Raw genomic sequence first — 21,959 nt, 5'->3', positions numbered from 1 at the left:
GGATCGCTCAATCGATCCTCATCGCGGCTGGAAGCCTTGCCGCCACCGCGCGTTTGCCGTGGTGTGGTCGCCATTGCGACTCCTCACTTCTTGTTGAAGTCCACCGTTGGAGCGGTTGAAATGGATTTCTCGTTGTCGACAGTGAAGCTGGGCTTCACGTCATAGCCGAACATCTTCGCCGTCAGGTTGGTCGGAAAGCGCCGCGCCAGGATATTGAAGTCCTGGACCGAGGCGATGTAGCGCTGGCGCGCCACGCTGATGCGATTCTCGGTGCCTTCGAGCTGCGATTGCAGGTCGCGGAAACTGGCATCGGCCTTCAGGTCGGGATATTTTTCGGCCACCACCATCAGCCGCGACAAGGCACTGCTCAACTCACCCTGCGCCTGCTGGAATTTTTGCAGCGCGCCCGGATTATTCAGCACTTCCGGCGTCACCTGCATGCTGGTGGCCGAGGCACGAGCCTTGGTCACCGCTTCCAGGGTTTCGCGCTCATGCGAGGCATAGCCCTTGACCGTATTGACCAGGTTCGGGATCAGGTCGGCCCGTCGCTGGTACTGGTTGACCACCTCGCCCCACTGGGCCTTGACCGCTTCGTCCTTGGCCTGGAAATCGTTGTAACCGCAGCCTGACAAGAGAACCGTTGCCAGCACACCCACTGCCAGAAAGTTTCGCATTATTCGCTCCTTGGAACGTATTATCGAAATATACACGCAATCGGCCGGCGTCCATGTGCGGCAGTGCACACACGCGCCCCGTTATAATGTAGGGTTTGCAACGCAAAGAATAAAGAGGCCCGCTGTGACATTTATCGAAAAATTATCCGCTGCCTGGGCAGCCAACGATTCCCTGCTGTGCGTTGGCCTGGACCCGGACATGGCGCGCCTGCCTGCGCAGTTCCAGAACCACCCGCAAGGGATTGTCCAGTTCTGTACCGCGATTATCGACGCCACCGCCGACCTGGCATGCTCGTTCAAGCCGCAGATCGCCTACTTCGCGGCACTGGGTGCGGAAGACCAGCTTGAAAAAATCTGCGCCTACGCCAAGGAAAAATACCCGCACATCCCGATGATCCTGGACGCCAAGCGCGGCGACATCGGCGCCACCGCCAAGCAGTACGCGCGCGAAGCCTACGACCGCTACGGCGCCGACGCGGTGACCGTGAATCCGTATATGGGCTTCGACTCCGTCGAGCCTTACATGGAATGGAGCGACCGTGGCGTGATCATCCTGTGCCGCACGTCGAATGCGGGCGGCTCGGACCTGCAGTTCCTGAAAGTGGATGGCAAGCCGCTGTACCAGCACGTCGCCAAGCTGGTGGCGGAGAAGTGGAATGCCAACGGCCAGTGCGCGCTGGTGGTTGGCGCGACCTTCCCTGAGGAACTGGCACAGGTGCGCGGGATCGTGGGCGATATGCCGCTGCTGGTGCCGGGGATTGGTGCGCAGGGCGGGGACATTGAAGCGACCGTCAAGGCTGGCCGTACCTACAACGGCACTGGCATGATGATCAATTCATCGCGCGCGATCCTGTACGCGACGCCGCAAGGTGGGGAAGATTTCGCCGCCGCGGCACGCCGCGTGGCGCAGGAGACGCGCGACGCCATCAATACTTACCGGGCATAAAACCGGTGAACCAGTGTCAGACCCACAGGGTCTGACACTTGCCCGCGGCAGCCGCGGGTCGGACTCCGCCGTACCGGTTTCAGTAGCGCTCAGGCGCGATCATCTCCACGTAGTCATACAGGGCAGCCAGCACCTCCTGCCCCCGCTCATCGGTCTCCGCCCCCAGGCGATCCAGCTCCGAGAACAACTCATCGACAGTCCGTGCCCCGCCGGCGCCCTCAAACAAGCGCGCCGCGCGATGCTGCTCCCAATGCTCATGCTCCTCCTCTGACAACGTCTGCGGGAAGTTGCGCGCGCGATAGCGGAACAGCAGCTCACCCAGGCGGTCATCCTGGAAGTGCGGCGACGCCGACGCCAGCTTGGCCGGATGCTCGCGCCGCAAGGACTCCAGCAAACGCTTATCGCCATTGCTGACAAAGCCGCCGTACAAATCCTCATCCACGTCCGCCGGTTCAGCGACTGGACGCCAGAACACCTGGTCCCAGGTCGCCGACATATCCGGCCCCGCCGCCGCGCGCGCCGCATTGCCGCGTGCAGTCTCCAGGTCCAAGCCCCAGCGCTCCGCCATTTCCGGCCGCAGCGTCTTCAGGTTCGACACCAGCATCGGCGACTTGTTCAGGTGGATGCTCTTGATCGGCAAGCGCGTCATCCCTTCCGGCATGGCGTCAGCGCGGGTGAACATGCGGGTGCGGATCGTCTCCGCATCCAGCGCGAACAGCTCCTGCGGGTCATGCGCGCAATCCCACACCAACAACTCGTTCTTGTTGGACGGATGTGGCGCCAGCGGCCAGACCAGCGCCAGGCAGCCGCGCTCCGCCGGGAACATGCCCGACACGTGCAGGAAGGGCTGGCGCAGCTCGCGCGCCAGGTGCAGGCCGATCTCCTCGGCGACGCGGTCTTTCTTGTGCAGGGCCAGGCAGAAATCGAACAATTTCGGATGCTTCTGACGGATCAGGCGGGCCAGGGCGATGGTGGCACGCACGTCCGACAGCGCATCGTGCGCCGCCTCGTGCACCAGGCCGTTGGCCTTGGTCAAATGCTCAAGCTTGAAGCTCGGTTTACCGCTATCATTAAGAGGCCACTCAATACCCTCGGGGCGCAACGCATAGGTCATCCGCACCACATCCAGCAAATCCCAGCGCCCGCACTGGTTTTGCCATTCGCGGGCATATGGATCGATCAAGTTACGCCAAAACAAGAAGCGCGTCACTTCATCGTCAAAACGGATAGTGTTGTAGCCTACGCCTATGGTGCCAGGCTCCGAAAAGGCCTTCTCGACAGTTGCCGCGAACTGATGCTCCGGCACACCCTGCTGCAAAGCTTGCTGCGGGGTAATACCGGTAATCAGGCAGGCGACCGGGTCTGGCAGGTAATCGTTGGCAGGTTGGCAGAACAACATGATCGGCTCGCCGATTTCGTTCAGCTCAGCGTCGGTACGGATAGCGGCAAACTGGGCGGGGCGATCACGGCGTGGCACGGCGCCGAAGGTTTCGTAGTCATGCCACAGGAAGGTATGGTTACTCATGGTGCAAATGTTGGTTCTCGTTATCGAATGCTGAGGCAAGGAGGACTGTTGTGTCAAATTCCATTTCCGTCAATACCCGTGCCACGCCCGCCACCGCGAGCAACGACACGGCCATTTCGGCGTCCACCCGCGCCAAGATGCAGCTGAACGTGTCGATCCTGCAAGAATCGGCCTCGGTGTCGCTGAATTCCGAAAACGACCCGCTGGCGCTGGTCTACAAATCGGCCATCACCTCGATCAACGAGCAGCTTCAGGCCGATTTCGGGCCGGATGCGATCCAGAACGCCAGCGGCCAGGACAATTCGCCGGAAGGCACGGCGGGGCGCATTGTATCGCTATCGACCGCCTTCTTCAGCGCATTCCAGCAACAGCATTCCGAGCTGGAGGGCGACGACGCCTTGAATAGCTTCATGGACACGATCAAGGGCGGCATCGAAAAGGGCTTCAAGGAAGCGCGCGACATCCTGAAAGGCTTGAAGGTACTGGGCGGCGACATTGCCACCAATATCGACAAGACCTACGAGCTGGTGCAGAAAGGCCTGGATGCTTTTGCGTCCAATCAACGGCAGGCCTCAAGCACCGACGAAGCCCAAAGCGGCAAGGTAGCATAAAAAAAGTCGGGGTCAGCTCTGGCAATCGGACATTTGCCGTAGGCAAATGTCCGATTGCCAGAGCTGACCCCGACTTTCATTTTGCGACTTCTACGCGGTTGCGGCCGGTTTCCTTGGCGCGGTAGAGGGCTGCGTCGGCGGCGGCGATGAGGGCGGTTTCGTCTTGGGCCGGGCCTAAGGCGGCGACGCCGAAGGAGCTGGTGATGTGGGGCAGGGGCTGGCGCATGTCGCTGAGGACGACCGCTTCGCGCATGCGCTGGCACAGGCGGCTGGCGACCGCTTCGGCCACTTGTACCTTGGTGTCGGGCAGGACCACCATCATTTCTTCGCCGCCGTAGCGAACCGCGAAGTCGGTCGGCCGCAGGGCGCCGGTCAGCACTTGGGCGGCGGTGCGCAGGGCTTCGTCGCCTTGCAGGTGGCCGTGGCTGTCGTTGAATTTCTTGAAGTGGTCGATGTCGAGCATGATCAGCGACAGCGGCTGGCCGGTGGCCTGGGCGCTGGCGACCAGTTGCGGCAGGAAGTCGTTCAGCCAGGCGCGGTTGTACAGGCCGGTCAGGCCGTCCACCATCGATAGCTGGCGATAGAACTCGCCAAGCTTTTGCCGGCGCCGCAATTGCGCATTGGCGGCGCGGATGCGGAACGACAGCATGCGCAGCAAGTTGCGGGCAACGCCGTTGGCGGCGTCAATCAGTTCCCATGCCAGTTCGGCTTCGATCACCAGCAATTCGCTTTGCTCGAGCGCGGTCATCGTGGCCTGGTTGGCTTCTTCGTCGAGCACGGCCTGTTCGCCGACGCTTTCACCAGGCAGCACCTTGCTGATGGTGGTGCCGTCGGACATGCCGGTGCTCATATCCGCCGCTACCGATAAGGCGCCGCGCAGCACAATGTACAAGCGGGCGCGTTGCGGGTCTGCGAGCACTTCGCCTTGCTCGACGCGCACGATCGGGCAGTCTTTCAGCAACGGTGCTATGCGCAGGCTGTCGGCGCCGCGGAATAGTTGCAGGGCCTGGATCTGGTACGCGGATGCGCCGAAGGTGCCAATCGGTTTCAAGATGAACTTTCTTACTACGGTATCAACAGGTGTTAATGATAGCCTAAGTGTGGTTCAATATCGCCTATGACTTTTACCGACATCCTTGGCCAGCAACATGCGGCCGCTTCCAACGCGCGCATCGTTTCGCTGGTGCCTTCGATTACCGAGCTTCTTTGCGACCTGGGCCTGGCGCAGCAACTGGTGGGCCGTACCGGCTTTTGCATTCACCCGGCGGACGTGGTGCGCGATATCCCGAAGGTGGGCGGTACCAAGGACGTCAACATCGAGAAGATCCGCAAGCTGGCGCCGACCCACCTGGTGGTGAACATCGACGAGAATGAAAAACCTACCGTCGACAAGCTGGCGGAGTTTGTGCCGAATATCGTGGTCACGCATCCGATCGAGCCGCGCGATAACCTGGCGCTGGTGCAGTTGATGGGCGGCGTGTTCTGCGCGCAGGAACGCGCAAACGCGTGGTGCAGCGAGTTTGAACGCGAGTTGGCGCAGGTAGGGACGGGCCGTCCGCAGCGCGTGTTGTACTGCATCTGGAAAGATCCATGGATGACGGTGTCGCGCGACACTTATATCGCCCGCATGCTGGCATTGATCGGCTGGTCGATTCCCCAGATCGGCGATGTGCGCTATCCGAGCTTCCAATGGAGCGATGCGCTGGTGCAGGAGGTGGACCAGGTGCTGCTGTCGTCCGAGCCTTACCGTTTTACCGAAGAACATGTGGACGCGCTGGAGCGCCAGATCGGCAAGCCGGTGCAGTTGGTCGATGGGGAAATGATGTCCTGGTACGGCAGCCGTGCCTTGCAAGGTATCCGATACCTGAAAGGCCTGGCCGCCGCGGGCTAAGGATTATTCCTCAGCCTCTTCGAAGTTGGGCTGCGAGGTGTGGCGTTTGCTATCGTTCAGGCGGCCCAATGCGCTTTCGATAGCCCGTTGCAGCTTGTCTGCTGCGCCGTTGATGGATTGGTGCAAGGTTGCGTCGTGGTCGGTGACGGCAATCGGCTGGTAGCCGTTGACGCGCGCCTCGATCATGCAGCGGATATCGCCGTCGGAGGATTTCTTTGCATTGCCTTCGCTGAGGTGGACGTCGACGCGTCCGATGTGCTCGCCGAACCGGTGGAGTGCAGTCTTGACCACTTCCTTCACATGGTCTTCCAGGCCTGCTGTACGTTCGATGGTTTTGTCGGTGTTCACACTGATTTGCATATGCTGCTCCCGTTTGTTAACCAAAACGTGTTGCCACGCGATTTCATCTTACTCCCATTTTGCTGAGGAGATCCTTAAGTTGCGTTAATTATGAGCGGCTCAGTGATAGACAATGCTCTAAGGTTTAGGTAGGCCGACAAACACATTCGGCCCTATGCCTGACTCCTGGATGGTGTCTGCATTTCCCGGCCAAATCTCCCAGACTGTTGAACTGGACCCGCTGTGAGGGGAAAGGTAATAGATTGATTCCAGATTGATCTGAGTGGTCGAGAGCTCTGCGCGAATCATGCGTTGAACGGGTGGGGGCACGAAGAGCGTGTCATGAGTCTTATAGATCAGTAGAATGACACCGTCGCCGTATTCTTTCGCGTTTTTCTGCTTGACCAGTCTAATAAAGAGGTCTTTCATAGTTTGACTTGACCACTGATTGGGAACTTCTTCGTACTTTCCGCCAAACTGATCGAGTGGTGCAAATTCAGCGAGCTCCAACCAACGTTCGCCATGCTTCGTTTGAACAACGAAGTCAATGCTGTTCTCGGACATGGGCGTCAAATGATCGAGAAATCCATAACGGCGAAATTGAACGTTGGAACTGGGGCTCTCCGTGCAAAACAGTTTGGCAATCAGCGCTTCAATCTCAGGCTTCGAATCTGGAAACTGCACGAATTCACGTTCGACTCTGCCATCCGCGAATTTGATTGGACCCGTTAGGCCGCGTGGCTTCTTGCGATGCTGTTTTGGTTTGCTCATAACGGAGTCTCCTCGCCGATCGTTCAGGAATTTAATAGCGAAGCCGCCATATTCACAAATAAACCCAGGATAAGAAGATTGAAGAAGAAGCTCAGCACAGACTGGCCGAGCACAAGCTTGCGCATGGTGGGCGATTGCACCGACACGTCCGAAGTCTGGGCGGCAACCGCAATCGTGAACGAGAAATAGAGGAAGTCCCAGTAATCCGGCTGGGTCTCGCCGCCGGGGAAGGACAGCGGGCGCTGGTGGCCGCGCGCGTTGTAGTACAGGTGCGCGTAATGGAAGCAGAACAGCGTGCCGACCAAGAACCAGGAGCCCACCAGCGTCGCCACCACGAAGGCATAATGCAGCCCGCGTTCGCTGGCGGGCATGTCGCGCAGGCTGGCCAGTTCGCTGCTGATGGCGATCATGCTGGCGACCGTGGCAACCACCAGGCTGGCGAGGATGGTCGCAGCGCGTTCGTCCTGCTTGGCGGCGATGCGTTTCACTTCGCGGTGGTCGGCGCGCATCATCATCCAGCCCACGGTGATCAGGTACATCCAGACGGCAATGTCCCATGCGGACAGCATGCGCACCAGCGGCTTCCAGTGTGAAGGAAGGACCATGCCGGCTAGCGCGCCGGCCACGATGGCGGCGCTCAAGTGGGGACGGCTGCGGACGATGTGGTAGCTCATGCCGCCAATCTTACTACTTGCCGTGGTGTGGGAAGCGGTCCATGCGCGACAGGATAGGGAAGCGCCAGGCCCAGATGCCCGTCACTGCGAGCGTGGCGACGCCGCCGAAGATCACGGCGCGCGTAAGGCCCAGCCAACCAGCGGTAACGCCGGATTCGAATTCACCGAGTTCGTTGGAGGCGCCGATGAAGACGGCATTCACGGCGCTGACGCGGCCGCGGATTTCATCGGGCGTTTCAAATTGCACCAGCAGGTGGCGCACATACACGCTGATCATGTCGCCTGCGCCGAGCACCAGCAGGCATGCCAACGCAATGACAAAGCTGTCGGTGAAGCCCACGATGACGGTGCAAACGCCGAAGACCGCGACGCCGCCGAACATCCAGGCGCCGACGCGGCGGGTGATCGGCCAGAACGCCAACGCAATGGAGGTGATCGCGGCGCCGGCGCCAGGCGCGGTGCGCAGCAGGCCCAATCCGGTGGGGCCGACGTGCAGCACGTCGTGTGCCAGCGCGGGCAGCAGCGCGGTCACGCCGCCGAACAGCACGGCGAACAGGTCGAGCGAAATCGCGCCCAGCATGATGGGCCGCGACCAGACGAAGCGCAAGCCTTCCAGTACGCTGTGCCAAGTGGCCGGCTCCTTGCGCGTCGCTTGCGGGGCAGGTCGCGTGAGCGTCATCAGCACCACGGCCGACAGCAGCATGAGGGAGGTGACGGCGTACACGGTGGCGGGGCCGTAGATGTAGAGCAGGCCGCCCAAGGTCGGGCCGAGAATCACGGCGACCTGGAACGTGGAGCTGGAGAGGGCCACGGCGCGGCTGAAATCTTCGGTGGGCACCATGTTCACCAGTACCGCTTGCGTGGCGGGACTCATGAAAGCGCGAGCGCTACCATACAGCACCAGCACGGCGAAGATCGGCCATACGGCGCTGAAACCACTGTGCGTGTAGCCAAGCAGCGCCAGCCCGCACACCAGTTGCGCGCCGAGGCAGGTGGCGATGATGTTGCGGCGGTTGTAGCGGTCGGCGGCGTGGCCGGCGTACAGGATCAGCAACAGGAAGGGCGCGAATTGCGCCAGTCCGATCATGCCGAGGTAATACAGGTTCTTGGTCTGCGCATAGACTTGCCAGCCGATGGCGACGTTCTGCATTTGCACGGCGATGGTGCCGAGCAGGCGGGCTGACAGGTAGAAAGCGAAGTTGCGGTGACGGAGGACGGAGAAGCCGTTGGATGCCATACGTTTGCGTGCTTGGGAGGGCCGTGGAGCGCTGCGCGCCCCACGGCACGCGGCGCGGGGGATGACTTAAGGTTGCTGGAGGTCCGCTTCGGAAGTGAAGGCGTCTGCGAAGAACTCTTCTTCCGGCAGCTTGCATTCCTTGACGAAATCGCGTTTGGCCGATTCGACCACGATCGGGGCGCCGCAGGCGTAGACCTGGTAGCCCGACATGTCCGGCAGGTCGTCGACCACGGCCTGGTGGACGAATCCCGTGCGGCCGCGCCAGTTTTCTTCCGGCAGGGCGTCGGAAACCACCGGCACGTATGTGAAGTTCGGCAGTTCTTGCGCCCACTGGCGGCACAGCGCGTCCATGTACAGGTCTTGCGGGCGGCGACCGCCCCAATACAACGTCATCGGGCGTTTCGAGCCGCTGGCGCGTTCGTGTTCGACAATCGCCTTGATCGGCGCGAAGCCGGTGCCGGATGCCAGCAGCACCATCGGCTTGTCGGAATCGTCGCGCACGAAGAACGTGCCCAGCGGGCCTTCGAAGCGCAGGATGTCGCGTTCCTTCATGGTGCTGAACACCTGGTCGGTGAACAGGCCGCCCGGCATGTGGCGGATGTGCAGGGTGATCGCGCCGCCTTCCGGTGCGGTGGCAATCGAGTAGGCGCGGCGCTTGCCGTCGCGCAGCAGGAACTCGATGTATTGTCCGGCCTTGTACTGGAAGGTTTCGTTGGCCGGCAGTTGCAGCGTCAGCACGATCACGTCCGGCGCCATCTTTTCCAGCGAATTGACGCGGGTCGGCATTTTCTTGATCGGGAATTCGCCGCTGCCCACTACTTCGCGCGCTTGCAGCACCAGGTCGGAATGCGGAATCGCGCAGCAGAACAGGGACATGCCGGCGGCTTCTTCTTCCTCGCTCAAGGCGCGGCGCTGATGCGCCTTGTGGCTGACGGAGCCCGACACCACCTTGCCTTTGCAGGAGCTGCAGGCGCCATTCTTGCAGCCATATGGCAGGCCGACACCGGCGCGCATGGCTGCGGCCAGCACGGTTTCGTCGTCTTCGCAGATGAATTGGTGGCCGCTAGGCTGAACAGTAATTTGGAAAGACATACAATCTTAAATATGGAAATCAGTAAAAAATTCAACAAGCCGCGCCTGCTGGTCATTGGTTGCGGCGATGTCGGCATGCGTTTGCTGCCGTTGGTGCGCGCGCATTACCGCGTATTTGCCGTGACCAGCCAGCGCGAGCGCTTTGCCGAATTGCGTGCGGCGGGCGCCGTGCCGCTGCTGGCCGACCTGGACCAGCCCGAGTCTTTGCGTCGCCTGGCCGGGCTGGCGCACCAGATCGTGCACCTGGCTCCACCGCCGGGCGAGGGTGTGCTGGATCGGCGCACCCGCAATGTGACCGCCATTTTACCTGACCGGGCGCAAGTGGTTTATGTGAGCACCACCGGCGTGTATGGCGACCTGGGCGGGCGGTGGGCCGACGAAACCCAGCCCGTCGCGCCGCGCAATGCCAGGGCCTTGCGGCGGGTCGACGCGGAGCAGGTATTGCGGGCGTGGGCGCGCCGCGCGCAGGGGCGGCTGTCCATCCTGCGCGTGCCCGGTATCTATGCGCAAGACCGCCTGCCGCTCAAGCGGCTGGAGCAGGGCACGCCTGCCCTGCGTGCGGAAGATGATGTTTTCACCAACCATATCCATGCCGATGATCTGGCGCGTGTTGTTTTGGCGGCCTTGCGCAAAGGAATTTGTAACCGTGTGTATCACGCAGTGGATGACACGGAACTTAAAATGGGGGACTATTTCGACATGGTGGCCGATCATTTCGGCCTGCCGCGCCCCCCTCGCCTGGATCGCGCAGCATTGGCGCAGGCTGTGGCGCCAACTTTGTTGTCCTTCATGTCGGAGTCGCGCAGGCTGGCGAACCGGCGCTTGAAGGCGGAGTTGCAGGTACGGCTGCATTATCCGGATGTTGCAGCCGCCTTGAAATGCATCAGGCGCCCGTGATGCTGCCGGCGCTACTTGTGCCAATGTCTGCCAAGGAGGGCGCCATGTACAGCCATCCCACCAAGGAGCAAGTCCGTGTTTACCTGGCCCAGCGCGGCCACGCCCACTTACCCCCGCCTTCACCTGAGGAAATCAGGCGCCGCCTGGACTGGCGTTCGGAGTACACTCCAATGCCTGCGGCGCTGATGTACCTGCCTCCCGCCCTGGTTTGGATCACGTTCGCCTGGTTCTGCCTGCCATTTACTTTAGCAACAAAAGACCATAAGTAGTCTTTTTGTTAAACTATATGAATTCCTAGCACAGCTTTACGCGCTAGAATCTATCAAAATCTCACGGCGTTAAGCGAACGGCAATTAAACGGTGTATGATACCGTCCGTGTGCCGAAAATTGCGTCAATAACGGCTTTTTCTGGCGCTCTTTGTCGAAAATTCCGCCAATAATTTTGTTGCGACCGCGCAACACATTGAAAAAGTACTAGTCATGAGCTCTCTGAAAGAAATTACTGCATCGTCGTCTTACAATCCGAACCGCGTCCTGGACGCCATCATCGAAAAGCTGCAACTGAAAAATGACGCGGCCCTGTCCCGCGCGCTGGAAGTTGCGCCACCTGTGATCAGCAAGATCCGTCACAACACCTTGCCCATCGGCGCGACCATCCTGATCCGCATGCATGAAATCAGCGATTTCAGCATCCGTGAACTGCGCGACCTGATGGCGCACTAAGCCTTCGTTCGGACGTAAAAAAACGGCCGCACCTGCTAGCAGGTGGCGGCCGTTTTTACTTGGGCGCTCGGTTCAGGCTCAGGCAGAAGCCAGGCGCGGACGGGCGGTGTAGAACAACGATTGCGATGCCGCCTGGGCTTCGGCGCTGACGCGGCCGGAGTAGGCAGTCTGGGCGCCGGCTGCAACGCGACCGGAGTAAGCGGTTTGCGTTTCAGCGGCGACGCGGCCGGAGTAAGCGGTTTGCGCTTCTGCCGCCACACGACCCGAGTACGCAGTCTTTGCTTCGGCTGCCACGCGGCCGGAGTAAGCTACTTGAGGCGAGGCTTCAGCGGCTACGCGACCGGAGTAGGCGACCTGCGGCGAAGCGTTCGACGCCACACGGCCCGAGTAGGCAACCGCGACACGGCCGGAGTAGGCGACTTGCGGAGCGGCTTCGGCAGCGACGCGGCCCGAGTATGCAACCTTTGGTGCGGCTTCGGCGGCGACGCGGCCCGAGTAAGCCACTTGCGGTGCAGCCTCCACCGCAACGCGGCCCGAGTACGCAACCTTTGGTGCGGCTTCGGCGGCGACACGGCCCGAGTAAGCCACTTGCGGCGCGGCTTCCGCAGCGACACGGCCGGAGTAGGCGACCTGCGGCGCGGCCTCGGCAGCGACACGGCCCGAGTAGGCTACCTGTGGTCCGGCTTCAGCTGCGACGCGGCCGGAGTAGGCGACTTGTGGCGAAGCTTCGGCGGCGACGCGGCCCGAGTATGCAACTTGTGCACCAGCTTCGGCAGCAACGCGACCGGAGTACGCTACCTGCTGGCCGGCTTCGTCGGCAACGCGGCCCGAATAAGCTACCTGGGTAGTGTCTGCAGCAACCTCGGCGGCAACGCGGCCCGAGTAAGCAACCGCGCTACGGAAGTAATCTTCGCCGAAGGTTTCTTCATACAGTTCCTTCATGCGATTACCCACGCGCTCATGCGCCTCTTCATCATCTTCGCCGCGCAGGCCGATGTATGGGAAGTGGTGCAGGTAGTAGCCGAACACGTTCTCGCAGTCGATGAAGTATTTCATCGTATCGAGGATGTGGTAGTGCCAGAAGATGTCCACGTCCATCAGCGGAGCAGTCTGCTCGTTAGGGAACGTTTTCATCAGGTACAGGAAGCGGCGGTATTCGAATTCGACAGCATTGACCCGTTCCAGCGACCAGCCTTCGCCAGATTCCACGTGCATCAGTTTCACCTTGATTGGTTCCAGGTCGAGGTCGGCAATAGCCTTGAAGCTTTCAGCAGAAATCATGAGTGACAATCCCTTTAAAAGTGAGCGAATGTAAGACTGAGAGAGAGAAGACGCCGTTCTAGGGGGCTGGTGCTGTGGTGCCAGGCATCTGGTGTGCTCGGAGTTGGGAACACAGATGTTGATGTAGATCAACTAGCTCAAGTATAGACATAGCCCCAGGCAATGCAAGTAACAATTTAAGGGTACGCGGCATAAACAACACACGGCAACATCCTTGCAAATCAATAGCTTGTCGCGCCATCAAATGTTACAAATGCATTTTTGCTGAGCTATGGAAAGGGAGTTTGATTTGGATCAACAACGGCAGGTAAACTCCTACCGCGTGGTAAAAATGCCTAAGCGCTGAGGCGCAGATCGTCGGCAGGGGCCACCCGGTAGCCAACCGGCACTGCAATGCTGACCGTGGTGCCGCCGTGCGGGAGGCTGTTGATCGAACAGTTCCCGCCAAGCAGGCTGATGCGTTCCTCGATGCCGACCAGGCCGAAAGAGCCGGCCTTATGGCGGCAGGCTGTATTGATACCGATGCCGTTGTCGCTGATGGTCATGCGCAGCATGCCATGCGATTGATGCAGTTCGACGCGCACCACGGTGGCCGAAGCATGCTGGTGGATATTGCTGAGCGATTCCTGCAGCACGCGGAAGAAGGCGGTCGCGCAATGATCGTCGACCCCATGGTCGGCCACCGCGTCTTCGACGAATTCGCACTTGATGCCGGAGCGCAGGCGGAACTGCGCGATCTGCCATTCAACAGCCGCCGACAGGCCGAGGTCCAGCACATTCGGCCGCAAGTCGTTGATGATCTGTCGCACGCTGCGGATGGTGTTGTCGATCTGGTGCAGCGTGGCGCGCGCGCGCGCATGCAGCCGCGGGTGGGTTTTTTCGGTGCGCGTGGCCAGGATGTCGGCTTCAATGCGCAGGGCCAGCAGGTTTTGGCCCAGATCATCGTGGATCTCGCGCGCGATGCGCTTGCGCTCTTCTTCCTTGATGTGGTCCGCGTGCGCGGCCAGGCGGCGCAGCCGGTGATGCGACAGTTGCAGGCGCGCCTGGCTGTCGCGCAATTCGCGCGTCATGGCGCGCGCCAGCTTCACGGCGCGGCGGCGCGAAGAGGCCAGTGTGACGAATAGCGCATAAATCAGTACGCTCGCACCGAATCCCATGCTGCCCGCCAGCGCGGGCAGGAACTGGTCGAAGTTCGAGAACAGTGCGCGCTTCGGTACGCTGAACTGGGCATGCCAGGTGCGGCCATGGAACTGTACCGGCAATTCGGTGACGAAATGGTCGCTGTCCGCGCCCGGCATGGTGGGTTGGCTGTCAAACAGCAGGTTAGGCGGCTTGCCGATGCCGCTGCTGCCGCGCAGGGTCACGCGCACCGCTCGGACCGGCATTTCGCCCAGTGCCGCGCCAACCAGGCGTGGCACGCTGAACCCCAGGCCCACCGAACCAATGCAGGCTTCTCGCCGTTCCGCAATGGTGGTAATCGGCATGTTGTTGCGGTAAATCGGAATGCGCACCGCCATGCCGACGTGGCTTGGGGCGCTGCGCAACGGGATGGGCTGGCCGGAGCTGCTCATGGCGCCCTGGTCGCGCGCTGTGAACAGCGCCTGCGCCACGCCGGGACGGGCCGCGATATCGAGGCCATAGCGGTCGCCAAAGCCCTCCAGCGGCTCGATCAGGGTCAGTACCGCATATTCGGCGCGCTTACCCGCCGGGTGGACTTGATAGGCGGGGTATAGGGTGTCGCTGAGCTGGCGCTGGCGGGCTTCCGCTGCCGGACGCTTGGCATCGGTGTAATACTCGGCGAAGTTGATATTGTCGATGGCCGGGTAGTTGTGCTGGAGGTCCAGGCCTTGCACGTAGCGGTGAAAGGTTTCCCGGGTGACTTCCCCGCCCGCCTGGAAGTAGCTGGCGGCGGCGCGCAAAACATCAGTGTAGGCCTTGATGCTGGCATTGATATTGAACTGCGTGTTGCGGGCCTGGTTATGGAAGCGTGCACGGGCTTCACTTTCGACGGAGCGCGTGGCGACTGTATACAGCCCCAAACCGACGCCTAGCGACAACGCAATCCCCAGCCACCACAAGGGCTTGGAAGGGGAGAACAGGCTGAGCTGTAGGCGTGTCATTGACCGACTATAAGAATTTCCATGCTTCAAGGTCAAGTTGCAAAAACGCCACTTTGATTGAAATCAAACTAACAATAAAAAACCGCCCGAAGGCGGCTTTTTTGTCACAGTTCGGGTCAGTTATTTTGACCAGCTGTCTTTCAGTGTGACGATGCGGTTGAACACCGGTTTGCCAGGGTGCGACAGCACACGGTCCGCCACGAAATAGCCATGGCGTTCAAACTGGTAGCGCTGCTCGGCGGCGGCATCCTTCAGGCCCGGCTCCAGGTAGGCTTTCACGATTTCCAATGCTTTCGGGTTCAGGAATTCCTTGAAGTCCTTGCCGCCGGCATCCGGCTTCTCTTCGGTGAACAGGCGATCATACAGGCGCACTTCCGCTTCCAGGGCCGCGTCGACGCTGACCCAGGTGATATTGCCCTTCACCTTATAGGTGTCGGCGCCCGGGGTGCCGGACTTGGAATCTTCGAAGTACTTCACGCGCACCGCGGTGACCTTGCCGTTTTCATCCTTGTCGAAGCCGGTGCATTCGGCCACGAAGCCGTATTTCAGGCGCACGCGGGCGCCGGGCTGGTCGCCGACCGGAGGGGTGAAGCGGAAGTAGCCCTTGGTCGGCACTTCCATGAAGTCCTCTTCCTCGATCCACAGTTCGCGGGTGAATGGGAAGGTGCGATGGCCCAGTTCCGGGTGGTGCGGGTGGACCGGCGAAGTGCACTCGACCGACTGGCCTTCCGGGAAGTTCTCGACGATCAGCTTCAGTGGACGCAGCACAGCGATGGCGCGCGGTGCTTTCGGGTCCAGGTCTTCGCGCACGGCGCCTTCCAGCACGCCGAAGTCGATCCAGCCGTCGGACTTGGTCACGCCGGTGCGTTCGCACATCAACTGGATACCTTCCGGGGTGAAGCCGCGGCGGCGCATGCCGGCCATGGTTGGCAGGCGCGGGTCATCCCAGCCGTCCACGATGCCTTCTTCCACCATCTGGCGCAGCTTGCGCTTGGAGGTGACGATATAGGTCAGGTTCAGGCGCGCGAATTCGTACTGGTGCGGCACCGGCTTGGCGAAGAAGCCGCCTTCGGACAGGGTTTCCAGCAGCCAGTCGTAGAATGGGCGGTGGTCCTGGAATTCCAGGGTGCAGATCGAATGGGTGATGTTTTCCAGCGCGTCCGAGATCGGGTGCGTGTAGTCGTACATCGGGTAGATGCACCAGTCGTCGCCCGTGCGGTGGTGATGGGCGTGGCGGATACGGTAGATCGCCGGGTCGCGCATGTTCATGTTGGGCGAGGACATGGCGTCTTCGCTGATCTTGGCGCGCAGTGCGTGCTCACCATCCTTGTATTTGCCCGCCTTCATGTCGCGGAACAGCTGCAGGTTTTCTTCCACCGAGCGGTTGCGGAACGGCGAATTGGTGCCGGCGACGCCGAAGCCGCCGCGGGTGTTCTTCATCTCCTCCGCGCTCTGGCTATCGACGTAGGCCTTGCCGGCCTTGATCAGGTATTCGGCCATTTCATACAGCTTGTCGAAGTAGTCGGAGGCGTAATACAGGTGATCGCCGGCGCCTACCGGGCCTTTGTAGTTCCAGTCGAAACCGAGCCAGCGCACGCTGTCGATGATGGAGTCGACGTATTCCTGTTCTTCTTTTTCAGGATTGGTATCGTCGAAGCGCAGGTGGCAACGGCCGCCGAAATCGCGCGCCAGGCCGAAATTGGTGTAGATGGATTTGGCGTGGCCGACGTGCAGGTAGCCGTTGGGCTCCGGCGGGAAGCGGGTAATGACCGGCGGCAAGCCTTCGCGGGTATGCGCGCCGGAGGCCAGGTCGGCTTCAACGATATTGCGCAGGAAATTCGGCGCTGGGGCCGGGGCGGCAGTTTTTTTGTCGTTGCTCATGTATGTTAGTGGTTTAAAACCGGTAAACCAGGGCCCGACTCCTAGAGTCAGAGCCTGGTTTGCCGGTTTTAGGGTGATATTCAGCGTAAACAGGGCATTTTATAGGATAATTCGTCCTTACGCGTTTAAAAACCGGCCCGGAGTTGCTTTATGGAAAACTTATACAATGTGCTCGGTGTCGCGCCTAATGCCTCTGACGAGGAAATCAAGAAGGTCTATCGTTCCCTGGCCATGCGTTTCCATCCGGACCGCAACCAGGAACCGGGCGCCGACGCCCGCTTCAAGGCCATCGTCAAAGCTTACGAAGTGTTGTCCGACCCTGAGAAACGGGAAGAATACAACCAGAGTGTGCACCACCGCATCATCATCGACCCGGAAGCGGAAGCCTACCAACAGTGGCGTTCCGTTTTCAGCGTCAACGGCGTGACGATTCCCGCCGCCTGAATCAACAGAAAGACTGCAGCAAATGAGAAAAGTACACCCAGAGTTCGCCTACCAGGCGCGCGAGCTGGAAGGGCAGATCGAGGGCATCCTCGGCGATCCGCCCGACCACAAGAACTACAAGAAGATGGTCGAAGCCCTGCGCACCGAATACCTGAACGGCGGCGGCATCGACGATTTGAACATGATGGCTTTCGCCCTGGTGGACGTGATTGAATTCCACGACCCGAAGGCGGCTTTTGCCGACGCCGAAGACTTCGAATACGGCGACCCGGCCCGCGTGTTCGGCGCCGCTACCTGCCCGAAAGCGCAAGGCTTGCTGGAAGCGCTGGAAGAGAACCACCCGGACCTGGCGCGCCAGGCCATCATCACCGCGCTGCTGCACAAGCATCCGCGCATGTGGGACGACGAGGACACTTCGCTCGACCGCCTGGCTGAGGGCGACGAGGGCGATGATGAAGACGATTACGCGGATGATGTCGCCACCGACGACTTCACCGGCATCTTTGACCAGCAGGAGGATTGAGCATGACCGACAAGAATCTGCCAGCCATTCGCAAGCAGGTCACCGAACTCGTTCTGGCGGGCTCCCTGGAGCACGCCGAACGCGCCTTTGCCGAAGCAGCGGACACCCACGGCGACCTGGCCGTGGTCGAAGTGCTGCAGGAGTTGCCGCCGCACGTGACGGCGCTGCACATGTCCGGTTTCGACGGCGGCAAGATGTCGCTGGCGACCCTGCTGGTGCCGCCGAAGCAGTGGGCCGAAAGCCTGGCTTACCTGGCTGCCACCTGGCCGGACGACATGATCGAAGACGATCCCGAGCGCATCGCCGAATCGCTGTTCGCGCATATCCACGGCGTGGTTTTCGGCACCGAAGACGAAGAGCGCCGCGTCGAGCTGCTGAGGGAGGCTTCGGCCACCGATTGGGGCTGCACCGCATTCGCGATCCTGTTCTCGCTGGCGCCGAAAGAGGTGCTGGAAGTGGCAGGCGAAGTGATTTCGAAGGGCGCCTACCTGACGGGCCAGACCGCGTCGGACAACGACATCGTGCCGGTCGCCGTGGCGCTGGCGCAAGCCAATGAAGATGGCTGGGACCGCGCGCTGTTCGAACTGTTCCCGGAATTCCGCCATAGCGCCGACCTGGCCGATGCGGAGTTCAGCGACGATCCGGACGAAGAACCGGAGCATCTGCAGCGCTCCACCAAGGAATTGCTGTACCGCCTGCGCAAGCAAGTGCCGACCACCCGCAGTGGCACCGGCCGCGAACGCGCACGCCGCTCGATCGGTACCGGGATCTTCGGCTGATGCTGCCCGCACTGGTCAAAGAAAGCCTGCCGCGACTGACCCGCGCCATCAAACTGCTGCCAGGCGACGACCGCGAAGATGCGGCCGTCATCCTGGCCGAGGAATTGAGCGGCATCACGGCCATGGTGGCGGACAAGTTCACCAACAACCGCACGGCGGAAGGCATCCAGAAGGCGGTCAACCTGACTGTCGGCGGCGTGTCGCTCGGCCTGGAGCAGTTGCTGACCGTCGATTCCGACGAGCTGGCGCTGGATTTCCTGGTGGAGCAGGGCGCCGAGCTGGCCTTCCAGGCCGGCTTCCTCCAACTGAAGGACCTGGCTGCGATGCCGGAAGATACGCTGATCGGTGAGTACGACAACGACCCGATGTACGCACAGCGCCGCCTGCGCGACCTGTTCTTCGACATCTGCTTCACCGAACCGGGCGCCAACTGGGATGGTCCATCCAAATACCAGGCCCAGTTCAAGCAGCGCCAGGAAGTGCAGGCCGTGGTGCGGCTGGCGAACTGGCTGCGCCGCCATAACCTGGACGGTGCCATCAAGGACCCCGACCTGAACGCGGAAGGCGTGATCGCGCTGGCGATCATCTTCGCGGTGGAAGGCGGCGGCCGCATCGTCGCCCGCACCGGCCAGAAGGAATTCGAACGCTTCGTGAAGGCTGTGCGCAAGGCCAAGCCGGATTACGAGGCAGGCTGGGAAGCGCTGGTCGCAGCGGTGCCGGAGCAGCATCGTCCCGTGCTGCTGAACCGCATCGACCTGTATCGCCGCACCTGCACCGTGCTGCAAAAACTGCCGGGACGCTTCGCGATGAAGACCCTCTGGACTGAGCTGGAAAACTACGCCGGCTCCGAGCTCGACGCAGACTACGACTAAAACCGTTGGCTGCCGAGCAGCCGGCCGGATGGCCATCCGGCCGGTTTACCGGTTCTCTTCAAGCGCCACCCGCACAAACGCCTCCACCAGCGCCCCGCCATCGGCCCGCCGCTGCGCCAATTGCAGCGAAGTGACCGCCCCCGCGTCATCCAGCTGGCGAAACACCACGCCCTCCAAATGCATCGACTGGAACGGCGACGGCAGCACCGACACCCCGATCCCCGCCGCAACCAAGCCGATAATGGTTGCCGCCTCACCCGCCTCCATCGCCACCTGCGGCACAAAGCCCGCCGCCCGGCACATGCCCAGGATAGCGTGATTAATCCCCACGCCAGACTCCTTCGGATACATCACCCACGGAAGTTCCGCCAGGTCAGCCACCTTGATCTTGCGTTTGCGCGCCAGCGGTGAATCGCCGGCAAGCACCAGCAGCAGCGCATCCCGGCGCAGCGTCGTCAGCACCAGCTGCTCCGGCAAAGCCACCTCCGGCGGGCGCACAAAACCAAGATCTATCTTGCGCGCCTCCAGGGCGTCGATCTGGTGCAGCGTCGTCATCTCATGCAAGGTGAGCGCAACATCAGGATACAGCTGGCGGTAGCGCCGGATGGTGCGCGCGAACAGCGGCGTAAAGGGCGTGGAAAACGTAAAGCCCACGCGCAGTTCGCCCGCCTGGCCACGCTGCGCCCGGCGCGCCCTTTCGGCCGCCCGCTCGGACTGGGCCAGGATGGCCCGCGCGTCTTCGAGAAACAGCTTGCCAGCCTCGGTCAAGCGCACCCAGCGCTTGCTGCGGTCGAACAGGCGCGCACCCACTTCGGCCTCGAGCGCCTGGATCTGCTGGGAAAGGGGCGGCTGGCCGATATGCAGCCGTTCCGCCGCGCGGGTGAAACTGAGCTCCTCGGCCACGGCCACGAAATAGCGCAGGTGACGCAATTCCATAATATTTAAAAGCGATTAATAACGCCTTAAATATATATTGGACAGTAATACAGGGCAATCCTAAGATCAATTCACGATGAAAGCCCTCAGCCACCCCACCAACCGCGCCATGTTCTTCGGCGGCTTCTCCTGCTTCGCACTGCTGTACTGCGTGCAACCCCTGATGCCGCTGCTGTCCCACGAATTTGCGCTGACCCCGGCGCAGAGCAGCTTGTCGTTGTCGCTGGCGACGGCGGCGATGGCGGTTTCGCTGGTCGCGTCGAGTGCCATCTCCGACCGCTGCGGACGCAAGCCCTTGATGGTGGGCGCGCTGGCCATCTCCGCCGTCATGACGCTGCTATGCGCACTGGCCGGCGGCTACGGCCAATTGCTCGCCGCCCGCGTGCTGCTTGGTGTTGCACTGGGCGGCATGCCGGCAGTCGCCATGGCCTACCTCGCCGAGGAAATCGAGCCCGAATCACTGGGCCTGTCGATGGGCCTCTATATCAGCGGCAGCGCGTTCGGCGGCATGGTCGGGCGCATGGTGACTTCCGTGCTGAGCGACTTTTTCTCCTGGCGCGTCGCCCTGGTGGCGATGGGCGTGGCCGGCGTGCTGGCGGCTGCCGAGTTCTGGCGCAGCCTGCCGGCATCGCGCCGGTTCCGCCCCGCGACCGGAGGTTGGCGCGCGCTGCCCGGACAGGCGCGCCGGCACCTGAGCGACGACGGCCTGCCATGGCTGTTCGCGTTGGCTTTCCTGTTAATGGGCTGCATGGTCAGCGCCTACAACTACATCAGCTACCGCCTGCTGGCTGCGCCATTCGAACTGCGCCAGGGTGTGGTTGGCGGGATCTCGTTGCTGTACCTGCTGGGGATTTTCAGTTCGGTCTGGGCCGGCAAGCTGGCTGACCGTTATGGCCGCAAAGGCGTGCTGTATTTGGTGCTGAGCCTGATGCTGGCAGGTATTGTTCTGACCTTGTCGAACTGGCTGCCACTGGTTGTGGGCGGACTGGCCCTGTTCACCTTCGCCTTTTTCGCATCGCACTCGATGACCAGCAGCTGGGTTGGCCGGCGCGCGCGCGGGGCGGCACTGGCCTCGGCGCTCTACCTGTTCTTCTATTACCTCGGTTCCAGCGTGGTTGGTTGGGCTGCCGGGGTTTTATGGGGCAGGGCAGGTTGGGCAGGCGTGGTCGGGCTTCTGGGCGCTTGCCTGGTTGGAGCCATCGCGATTGCAATCCACTTGCGCCGGTTGACGCCGATTGCACCAAGGTTGAGCCAGATCAAAGCTGAGGCAGGGTGATTGAACCGCCGAGTGCCAATGATCTCCAAGTCCGACCGGCACGCTGGGTGCCGTTTTGAGCGAGGAGATCATCATGATGCACGATCGCGAAATCCGTATCAGGCTCAGCAACATCCAAATGGCAGTCAGCCAGGCCGCGCAAGCGTTATCGGCCGAGCGCCACCTGACAGGCGAGCTGCGCGACACGATCCAGAAGCTGGACCGGCGCTCCGACGACATCAGTGAAATGCTGGTCAGCGAAGACTACGCCAACGTCCCCAAGTTGGTAGACGACATGGAAATGCTTGGCGCCCGAGCCCGCCGCGTGTGCGCCAGCGAGCGCATCCAAGTGACGCCCGAGATGAAAGCCGCAGTCAACTTCATGCACCGCGAGCTATTCGACTTCAAGCAACACCTGCATTAAACAAGTAGCCAGTTGAGCCCGTGTCCCACCATGGGGTCACACCCGAAATGGGACACGAGCTCT

23 protein-coding genes are annotated in these 21,959 nt (G+C 61.4%); 11 read left to right on the top strand and 12 right to left on the bottom strand.

Features of this window, described 5'->3' with window-relative positions:
- Positions 1–83 precede the first annotated feature (83 nt).
- The gene (locus BM269_RS23680; protein ID WP_090443090.1) at positions 84–674 is read right to left on the bottom strand and encodes a LemA family protein; all 591 of its coding nucleotides are present in this window, start codon (positions 672–674) and stop codon (positions 84–86) included.
- 124 nt (positions 675–798) lie between these two features.
- Between BM269_RS23680 and pyrF the strand changes: the two genes are divergently transcribed.
- Entirely contained in the window at positions 799–1,620 is an 822-nt protein-coding gene (gene pyrF, locus BM269_RS23675; RefSeq protein ID WP_090443086.1) for an orotidine-5'-phosphate decarboxylase, read from the top strand.
- Positions 1,621–1,699: 79 nt separating this feature from the next.
- Here pyrF and sbcB read toward each other — a convergent pair whose 3' ends face one another.
- Entirely contained in the window at positions 1,700–3,145 is a 1,446-nt protein-coding gene (gene sbcB / locus BM269_RS23670) for an exodeoxyribonuclease I (RefSeq protein ID WP_090443083.1), read from the bottom strand.
- Between the two features lie 50 nt (positions 3,146–3,195).
- On the opposite strand from sbcB, the gene BM269_RS23665 reads away from it, so the two are divergent.
- The gene (locus BM269_RS23665) at positions 3,196–3,756 is read left to right on the top strand and encodes a DUF5610 domain-containing protein (RefSeq protein ID WP_090443080.1); all 561 of its coding nucleotides are present in this window, start codon (positions 3,196–3,198) and stop codon (positions 3,754–3,756) included.
- A 76-nt stretch (positions 3,757–3,832) separates the two neighbouring features.
- Here the strand turns inward: BM269_RS23665 and BM269_RS23660 are convergent, their stop codons facing one another.
- Positions 3,833–4,807 carry a GGDEF domain-containing protein gene (locus BM269_RS23660; protein ID WP_090443078.1) on the bottom strand — a complete coding sequence of 325 codons (975 nt, stop codon included), beginning with the start codon at positions 4,805–4,807 and terminating at the stop codon, positions 3,833–3,835.
- Between the two features lie 66 nt (positions 4,808–4,873).
- Between BM269_RS23660 and BM269_RS23655 the strand changes: the two genes are divergently transcribed.
- Complete coding sequence (locus tag BM269_RS23655) at positions 4,874–5,647, top strand: helical backbone metal receptor (protein ID WP_090443075.1); 774 nt, start codon at positions 4,874–4,876, stop codon at positions 5,645–5,647.
- 3 nt (positions 5,648–5,650) lie between these two features.
- On the opposite strand, the gene BM269_RS23650 is transcribed toward BM269_RS23655, so the two are convergent.
- From BM269_RS23650 to BM269_RS23630, 5 genes are all read right to left on the bottom strand, one after another.
- Entirely contained in the window at positions 5,651–6,007 is a 357-nt protein-coding gene (locus tag BM269_RS23650; protein ID WP_090443072.1) for an HPF/RaiA family ribosome-associated protein, read from the bottom strand.
- A 117-nt stretch (positions 6,008–6,124) separates the two neighbouring features.
- Positions 6,125–6,757: a hypothetical protein gene (locus BM269_RS23645; protein WP_090443069.1), complete on the bottom strand. Its 633-nt coding sequence runs from the start codon at positions 6,755–6,757 to the stop codon at positions 6,125–6,127.
- Between the two features lie 23 nt (positions 6,758–6,780).
- Complete coding sequence (locus tag BM269_RS23640; protein WP_090443066.1) at positions 6,781–7,431, bottom strand: DUF1345 domain-containing protein; 651 nt, start codon at positions 7,429–7,431, stop codon at positions 6,781–6,783.
- A gap of 13 nt (positions 7,432–7,444) precedes the next feature.
- Complete coding sequence (locus tag BM269_RS23635) at positions 7,445–8,668, bottom strand: MFS transporter (protein ID WP_090443063.1); 1,224 nt, start codon at positions 8,666–8,668, stop codon at positions 7,445–7,447.
- Between the two features lie 66 nt (positions 8,669–8,734).
- Complete coding sequence (locus BM269_RS23630; RefSeq protein ID WP_090443060.1) at positions 8,735–9,760, bottom strand: CDP-6-deoxy-delta-3,4-glucoseen reductase; 1,026 nt, start codon at positions 9,758–9,760, stop codon at positions 8,735–8,737.
- 12 nt (positions 9,761–9,772) lie between these two features.
- Here BM269_RS23630 and BM269_RS23625 point away from each other — a divergent pair, with 12 nt between their 5' ends.
- Positions 9,773–10,657: an SDR family oxidoreductase gene (locus tag BM269_RS23625; RefSeq protein WP_090443057.1), complete on the top strand. Its 885-nt coding sequence runs from the start codon at positions 9,773–9,775 to the stop codon at positions 10,655–10,657.
- Between the two features lie 481 nt (positions 10,658–11,138).
- Positions 11,139–11,381 (top strand): hypothetical protein, encoded by a 243-nt coding sequence (locus BM269_RS23615; protein ID WP_055936706.1) that lies wholly within the window; start codon positions 11,139–11,141, stop codon positions 11,379–11,381.
- Positions 11,382–11,459: 78 nt separating this feature from the next.
- Here BM269_RS23615 and BM269_RS29210 read toward each other — a convergent pair whose 3' ends face one another.
- From BM269_RS29210 to BM269_RS23600, 3 genes are all read right to left on the bottom strand, one after another.
- Positions 11,460–12,662 (bottom strand): glycine-rich domain-containing protein, encoded by a 1,203-nt coding sequence (locus tag BM269_RS29210; protein ID WP_139232850.1) that lies wholly within the window; start codon positions 12,660–12,662, stop codon positions 11,460–11,462.
- A gap of 335 nt (positions 12,663–12,997) precedes the next feature.
- On the bottom strand, positions 12,998–14,782 hold the full coding sequence (locus tag BM269_RS23605) for a CHASE domain-containing protein (RefSeq protein ID WP_170860465.1): 1,785 nt from the start codon (positions 14,780–14,782) through the stop codon (positions 12,998–13,000).
- A 120-nt stretch (positions 14,783–14,902) separates the two neighbouring features.
- Positions 14,903–16,663: a glutamine--tRNA ligase/YqeY domain fusion protein gene (locus tag BM269_RS23600; protein WP_090443051.1), complete on the bottom strand. Its 1,761-nt coding sequence runs from the start codon at positions 16,661–16,663 to the stop codon at positions 14,903–14,905.
- 150 nt (positions 16,664–16,813) lie between these two features.
- Between BM269_RS23600 and BM269_RS23595 the strand changes: the two genes are divergently transcribed.
- The 4 genes from BM269_RS23595 to BM269_RS23580 are packed head-to-tail and all read left to right on the top strand — an operon-like array spanning position 16,814 to position 19,281.
- Complete coding sequence (locus BM269_RS23595) at positions 16,814–17,107, top strand: DnaJ domain-containing protein (protein ID WP_055936718.1); 294 nt, start codon at positions 16,814–16,816, stop codon at positions 17,105–17,107.
- Between the two features lie 22 nt (positions 17,108–17,129).
- On the top strand, positions 17,130–17,630 hold the full coding sequence (locus BM269_RS23590; protein ID WP_090443048.1) for a hypothetical protein: 501 nt from the start codon (positions 17,130–17,132) through the stop codon (positions 17,628–17,630).
- A 2-nt stretch (positions 17,631–17,632) separates the two neighbouring features.
- Complete coding sequence (locus BM269_RS23585; protein ID WP_090443045.1) at positions 17,633–18,409, top strand: hypothetical protein; 777 nt, start codon at positions 17,633–17,635, stop codon at positions 18,407–18,409.
- Positions 18,409–19,281 carry a hypothetical protein gene (locus BM269_RS23580; protein ID WP_090443042.1) on the top strand — a complete coding sequence of 291 codons (873 nt, stop codon included), beginning with the start codon at positions 18,409–18,411 and terminating at the stop codon, positions 19,279–19,281. Before BM269_RS23585 ends, BM269_RS23580 begins: the two co-directional genes overlap by 1 nt.
- A 45-nt stretch (positions 19,282–19,326) precedes the next feature.
- On the opposite strand, the gene BM269_RS23575 is transcribed toward BM269_RS23580, so the two are convergent.
- On the bottom strand, positions 19,327–20,217 hold the full coding sequence (locus BM269_RS23575) for a LysR family transcriptional regulator (RefSeq protein WP_090443040.1): 891 nt from the start codon (positions 20,215–20,217) through the stop codon (positions 19,327–19,329).
- Between the two features lie 76 nt (positions 20,218–20,293).
- Here BM269_RS23575 and BM269_RS23570 point away from each other — a divergent pair, with 76 nt between their 5' ends.
- Together BM269_RS23570 and BM269_RS23565 are read left to right on the top strand one after the other, a co-directional pair.
- A complete protein-coding gene (locus tag BM269_RS23570; RefSeq protein ID WP_090443037.1) occupies positions 20,294–21,493 on the top strand; it encodes an MFS transporter in 1,200 nt (399 codons plus the stop codon).
- 73 nt (positions 21,494–21,566) lie between these two features.
- On the top strand, positions 21,567–21,896 hold the full coding sequence (locus BM269_RS23565; RefSeq protein ID WP_090443034.1) for a hypothetical protein: 330 nt from the start codon (positions 21,567–21,569) through the stop codon (positions 21,894–21,896).
- Positions 21,897–21,959: the final 63 nt, after the last annotated feature.

The organism is Duganella sp. CF458 (assembly GCF_900113115.1).
Classification (GTDB): domain Bacteria; phylum Pseudomonadota; class Gammaproteobacteria; order Burkholderiales; family Burkholderiaceae_D; genus Rugamonas.
This window is presented reverse-complemented; position numbering and strand designations above follow the sequence as displayed.